This window comes from Bacillus sp. T33-2 (assembly GCF_002860205.1).
Classification (GTDB): Bacteria; Bacillota; Bacilli; order Bacillales; family Cytobacillaceae; genus T33-2.
Genome location: NZ_PGVB01000056.1, coordinates 1 through 5,637, shown reverse-complemented (window position 1 = coordinate 5,637; position 5,637 = coordinate 1). Strand labels below are relative to the sequence as shown.

At 42.1% G+C, this 5,637-nt stretch carries 7 protein-coding genes; 6 read left to right on the top strand and 1 reads right to left on the bottom strand.

The window, feature by feature from the left end; translation table 11 throughout:
* Positions 1–78: 78 nt before the first annotated feature.
* The gene (locus tag CVD19_RS23560; RefSeq protein ID WP_180953776.1) at positions 79–267 is read right to left on the bottom strand and encodes a helix-turn-helix transcriptional regulator; all 189 of its coding nucleotides are present in this window, start codon (positions 265–267) and stop codon (positions 79–81) included.
* Between the two features lie 172 nt (positions 268–439).
* Between CVD19_RS23560 and CVD19_RS23555 the strand changes: the two genes are divergently transcribed.
* The 6 genes from CVD19_RS23555 (at position 440) to CVD19_RS23530 (ending at position 5,428) form a co-directional block, all read left to right on the top strand.
* Positions 440–658 (top strand): hypothetical protein, encoded by a 219-nt coding sequence (locus CVD19_RS23555; protein WP_101585621.1) that lies wholly within the window; start codon positions 440–442, stop codon positions 656–658.
* A gap of 118 nt (positions 659–776) precedes the next feature.
* Positions 777–1,166, top strand: a complete 390-nt coding sequence (locus CVD19_RS23550) for a hypothetical protein (protein ID WP_101585620.1) — start codon at positions 777–779, stop codon at positions 1,164–1,166.
* A gap of 11 nt (positions 1,167–1,177) precedes the next feature.
* Positions 1,178–1,822 (top strand): M23 family metallopeptidase, encoded by a 645-nt coding sequence (locus tag CVD19_RS23545; RefSeq protein WP_101585619.1) that lies wholly within the window; start codon positions 1,178–1,180, stop codon positions 1,820–1,822.
* Position 1,823: 1 nt separating this feature from the next.
* A complete protein-coding gene (locus tag CVD19_RS23540; protein ID WP_101585618.1) occupies positions 1,824–4,214 on the top strand; it encodes a hypothetical protein in 2,391 nt (796 codons plus the stop codon).
* A 52-nt stretch (positions 4,215–4,266) separates the two neighbouring features.
* Positions 4,267–5,151 carry a hypothetical protein gene (locus CVD19_RS25090; RefSeq protein WP_101585617.1) on the top strand — a complete coding sequence of 295 codons (885 nt, stop codon included), beginning with the start codon at positions 4,267–4,269 and terminating at the stop codon, positions 5,149–5,151.
* 28 nt (positions 5,152–5,179) lie between these two features.
* Positions 5,180–5,428: a hypothetical protein gene (locus CVD19_RS23530; RefSeq protein ID WP_101585616.1), complete on the top strand. Its 249-nt coding sequence runs from the start codon at positions 5,180–5,182 to the stop codon at positions 5,426–5,428.
* Positions 5,429–5,637 lie beyond the last annotated feature (209 nt).

The window sequence follows — 5,637 nt, the reverse complement described above, 5'->3', positions numbered from 1 at the left end:
ACAAGATGTCTTGTATTAATAATAGAACAACGCAAATACAACACCCTCTAACCATTGAAGTTAGAGGTTCTTTTATCCTTATTCAAACCATATATCTTCAATCTTAACTCCTAATGCTTTTGCAATACGTGAAGCAACCAACAACGATGGATCGTGCGCGCCCTTTACCAGGTCACTGATTGTTGATTTGTTTACAACAACCTGTTCTGCCAGCCACTTCTGGCTTCTACCCTGCTTCTTCAATATCTCCCTTAATCTACTCTGCATTTTTGCAGCCATGTCTCCCACCCCGAAAAAAAATTACGGAAAGTACAGGCATTATTTACGGATATTTCCGTATATATGTATCACCAGTTAATAAATAGTTCGCAATCAAAAAGCTGAAATCCTTCTTCAGACCGTTATTACCTGGTTAACAACATTACCGGAGGTGTTCAACTTGGCTAAGGGCAACGACAACATAGCGAGAATTCCGTTGTGTCTTAATCGGAAGGATCCTTATCAGAGTGAATTGATTTCCTATATAAGGACTCATACAAATGCATCGGGCTATCTCAAGTCATTGGTTATTCGTGATTATGAGGACAAAAAGAAAAAAGCGCCAGCTGGACCGGTTATTTCCGGCGGCATGGCGCAACTGAATGGTCTTGTATTGTAAGCACAGAATGCGGCCAGGTAGCTGACACGCTTCTATGTCAGCTTATGCGAGCAACGTTAGAAATATGTCTGTCCATGTAGTTGTTAACCAAAATAAATTTTATCGGAGGTATGTCCGGATGAAAACAGAGGCTATGTCCATCAAGGAGTTTATGAATCCAGTTAAGCCCGAGTGGTTGCCTGTGAAGCTGCAGCGCCATTTTAAGAAGTATGGATCTGTATATAAAATTGCTGGTGTTTCAATAATCGTACTGCTGGGCGGGGCCCCGGCTCTTGCCAGTACCGGAATTGATGTTGGTGCTAAAAAACTTTATTACGAGCTCGTGAATATTGGCAAATGGATCATCATTTTTAAGGGTGGAATCGAAACCATTAAGTCTGTTGGTAATGGCGACCTGGATGGAGCAAAAAAATCCTTCTTCTCTCATTTGCTGATTTACCTAATACTATTAGGACTTCCATACGGAATGGATAAAGTTGATGAAGTATTTCAGGGATTGAACGCATAGGAGGGTTTCGAATGAAGTTTCGTCTAACAGGTGAATTTGGCGAGCTTGCATTAGTCCGGGATATGCTCCCCCATTCCGGAATCGACCTGGCCATGCCGGAAGGTACCATATTAAGGTCGATAGCTGATGGAGTGGTCGATAAGGTCTTTGACGGATCCGGAGCAATCGGCAAAGGATTATCAGTCCAGATGCCAGACGGCAGCCATGCAATATATGGCCATATGAGCGATATCAATGTTCATGTTGGGCAACACATTCATGTAGGCGACATCATAGGAGCTAGCGGCAACACAGGGAATTCAACAGGCCCTCACCTGCATTTTGGCATGAAGGATGCGGATGGATCTTTTGTGGATCCTACTCCCCTGGCTGAACAGCTTGCAAATATCAGCGGGCCCGACATATCTCCAGGAGCAGTGTTCTCTAAACTTTTTCAGCACGGTACCGAAACTCTGAGGGAAAAAGCTGCTGATGCAACGACAGAAATTATACTTGGTATCCTGGATGCTGCCAAAGACCTGCTGATGGCCGGCACTTTAATTGGAGCAGCTGTACTGATTATCCTGAAGGTTGCTGGCTGGAGGGACGGTGGCCGATGGGCAGGCGTTCTGATTGTCGTGAATATCCTAATGAAATTCTTATTCGGGGTGTACTGAAATGAGAAAAATTAAGTTCTCTGATTATGCCAAAATCACTCGTCCGGAATACATCTTCCTAAAACTTACTCCTAACAATTCAATCCGAAACCAATCCACTCACAAACTTGCAAAAGCTATCTCTTCCCTTTACCGGAACGTCATCCAGAACATCAAAAAGGAAGATTCCAAATTAATTAAGGTCCTGGGCAAAGAGTTTTTGTTCGGGACCAGGTATTCCATGGAAATGAATTCTAAGGTGAGTTTTTACGTCTATATAGAGAAAAAGAAGGTGGAGTTTTTCTTTGTAATACCTAAGCAGCACCTGTCCATTATCAAGGAAAAAATCAGTGATGTATGGTCACATATTACGGTCAAGGAAGTAGATGCGCTGCCAGCTTTCAAAGAGTCGGCTACCAGGTACCAGCTGGCTTATTCAAAGGAAGATGCCCTCAGCCTTGCAACAGATCGGCGCAACAATGACCTGCTGCACTCAAAGTTAAACATTGTGGATGTGATGGAAGAAGGTGACAAGGTCGGGGTGTTTTATAACTTCATGCCCACTTCCCAGTTCAACTGGCGCAGCACTTATGAGAATACCATCCGGAAAGTGAAACGCAATTTGCCAACAGACCGTAATAAGATGGGAATGTCCTATGCCTTGAAGATGGCCATTGGCCTCGTGTCCTCCGTAATCGATGATATCGGAGAAGCTATCGGTGGGGAGAACAAACGCAAGAACAGCGAAGAAAGCATCGGCTTGCTGGAACAAACACTTGAACGGTTGAACGGCGGGAAACAAATTAATGAGTCTACCAGACGGAAGGCCACGGCCACCATTTTGAACACTCAGATTGCCGTGATCAGTGAGAGCCAGGATAAAATGCGGCAGCGAAATAATGCCCGGAGCCTGGCACAAAGCTTCGACACCATAGCCGACGACAACCGTTTAACAGCAAAGCCCCTGAAACCATTCAGCTTTACTGACTATAATATCAGGGCTGAGGTTAACAAAGTCGGTGACCAAGAGGCTCAGAACTTCCTCTCTCTTGCCGGCCGGGATATTCTTGAAAAATATAATTTTATAGAAAAGGTCGAGACTCAGGAGACCGAGGTTCCAGCGGATTTAAGAAAAGGAGTGATGCGGATCGGCACCAGCACATACCGCGGCCACAAACAAGACGCCTTCCTTTCCACCGACAAAGAGTTCAAGTATCTGTCTTTAATCCTTATTGGCCCCAACCGCGCCGGCAAATCAACGTTAATCGGCAACCTGTCTTATGATACGGTCAAAGACGGTGAATGCACCATACTATTTGATTACATCGGGAATTGTGAATTGAGCGATGAGGTGGCCGCCCTCTTCCCTCCTTATAAGATCCTGAATGTTGAATGCAACGATTTTGAAAAACTCCAGGGTCTCGGATATAACGAGGTAGAAATCAGCGAGGATTCTTTCATCCAGTATGACAATGCCAAGAAGCAAACCACCCAGCTGATGACTCTGGTCAATTCAATCAATACGGCAGACACTACTCTGTCGCCTAAAATGGAACGTTATTTAATAAGTGCATCATTAGTGGTATTTATCACCGGCGGCAGTGTTCGGGATGTATTCCTAGTGCTACAGGACCATAATGCAAGGCATCGGTTCTTAAAGAAAGTTCCTCAAAATCAATATCAGAATATGAACGAGTATATGATGAGCCTTTATGAACTGGATGATTACAATAAAAATGATGAACTCTGCGGTACAAAGCTGAATCTAATCGTAGGTATTATCGATCGCCTAAACAAATTAAAGAACAATACTTATATGGAGCTTATGCTTAAGAAATCCACCGAGCATAATTTTAACCTGGTTGAAGAAATGCAAAAGAGCCAGCTGATCTGCATCCGGATGCCGGAGCATATGTTTACGACAGACAATGAAAAAGACATCTACTGTACTTACTGGATCACAAAGATATGGATGGCCTTGCAGATGCGTAAACGAAAATACAAGGAGCGCCGGGACGCAATGACAAAAGTGAACCTGGTAATCGATGAACTATATCAGGTGGAGAATACGGAAAAATTTTTGACAAGCAAATTAAGTCGGTTGCCAAAATTTAATATTAAGCCCATTATCAGCTGCCACTACCTAAATCAAATTAAATCCATCCGTCCAGAACTTAGAAGTGCCAGCGCCAGTTATATGCTGATTGCCGGCTGCGATAAAGAAAACTTTAAGGAGCTGCAGGATGAACTGAAGCCGTTTGATTTGGAAGATTTGATGAACCTCAAACGGTTCCACTCATTGAACCTGATAAAGACCAAGGATGGATATGGACGGTTTATTACAAAACTGCCGCCACCTGTTGGCGAATATTTACAGGAAAAAGAGGAAAAGGATTTAACTTTACAGAAATAATCATTTGAAAACTTTTTTTTATAAATAATTAAATCATGGGGGGACAACAATAATGTGGGAGTTCATTGGTTTGCTTAGTATGTTTGCGATCGTTATTTTTATGTTTATGGCTGCTTTGTCTTTCTTCAAAAAATCCGGGAAAGTAAAAAAATATCTGTTTTATGCGGCTGGATGCTTTGTTTTGTTAATTGCTGCGCTTTCTATTGATATATCAGATGATAAAGAAACCGCAAGCACTAAGGTCGCTTCCGAAGTCCAAAATGAGGGTAATGCAGTAAAGGAAGAAAAGACAGAGGAAGAGAAAGCAGTCGCAGAGGCTGAGGCCAAGAAAAAAGCTGAAGAAGAAGCAAGGAAACAAGAAGAAGCCGAGGCTAAAAGGAAAGCTGAAGAAGAAGCAGCTAAAACACCTCAACAAAAAATGTTCGAACAAATAATGGGATTAATTGATGCTAAACAAGCCTTCGATAGTGGATCATATATTAAAGGGGACTTGCCTCCTGGCGAATATGCGTTTATTTCATTTGATGGGAGTGGCAAGTATTATGCAGAAAAGGATACTGCCGGTAATATTATTGACAACGAAAATTTTGACAGCTTCGGTTATGTCCATGTACACGACGTTGGTAATATAGAAACTGGTGGAGTGTTAATTAGTACTGGAGCATTTGGTACATTAGGAGTGAGCAGTGCCAAAGAAATCTACCAAGTGTTAAACAATGTAGAGGACTATAAACAATCTGCACTGTATAAAGTTGGGACCGATATACCAGCAGGCCAGTATGTGATTGAGAGTTATGGAAATGGTTATGTTGCAAAAATGTCTGGACCTGTTGGAAAGAGCGATATCATCGATAATGAGAATTTTAACGGTAGATTTATGGTCAATGTGACCAATGGACAATATTTGCAAATATCCAATGGCACCATTGCTCAGTAGCTAAGGAATAAATCAAAGGTGATGCATGTTGACTATAACAATTAGAATTGATTATATATCGGCAGCTGGATACATGACTCAAGGAGGCACATTCCCTCTTCGTGACCGGCGACCTGAACAAGTGGCTTATGAATGGTGGATGCAGATTAAGCGTGAAGGATTTGTGGAGGGTATTGTGAAGGTTATTGTGGACGGTGACAAGGATGTCACTGAACAAGTTAAGGAGTATGAAAAGAAAGTTATTGGGCACGAAATGAATGATGAATTACCGTTTTAACAAAACGTTCAATTTTACTGAATAACAGAAAACGTAAGGACGAATACCCAACGTTGCCCGTGATACCAGACACGGGTCTTTTTATGTAATAAAGCCCCTCTCGAGTGAGAAGGGCTTATTATAGTACCTATCGTTCCTATTTTCTAGGGAGTATAAATAATTTTGTGTAATTAGTTTTTGGAGCTAAATTATATATAAAGGCTTTACAT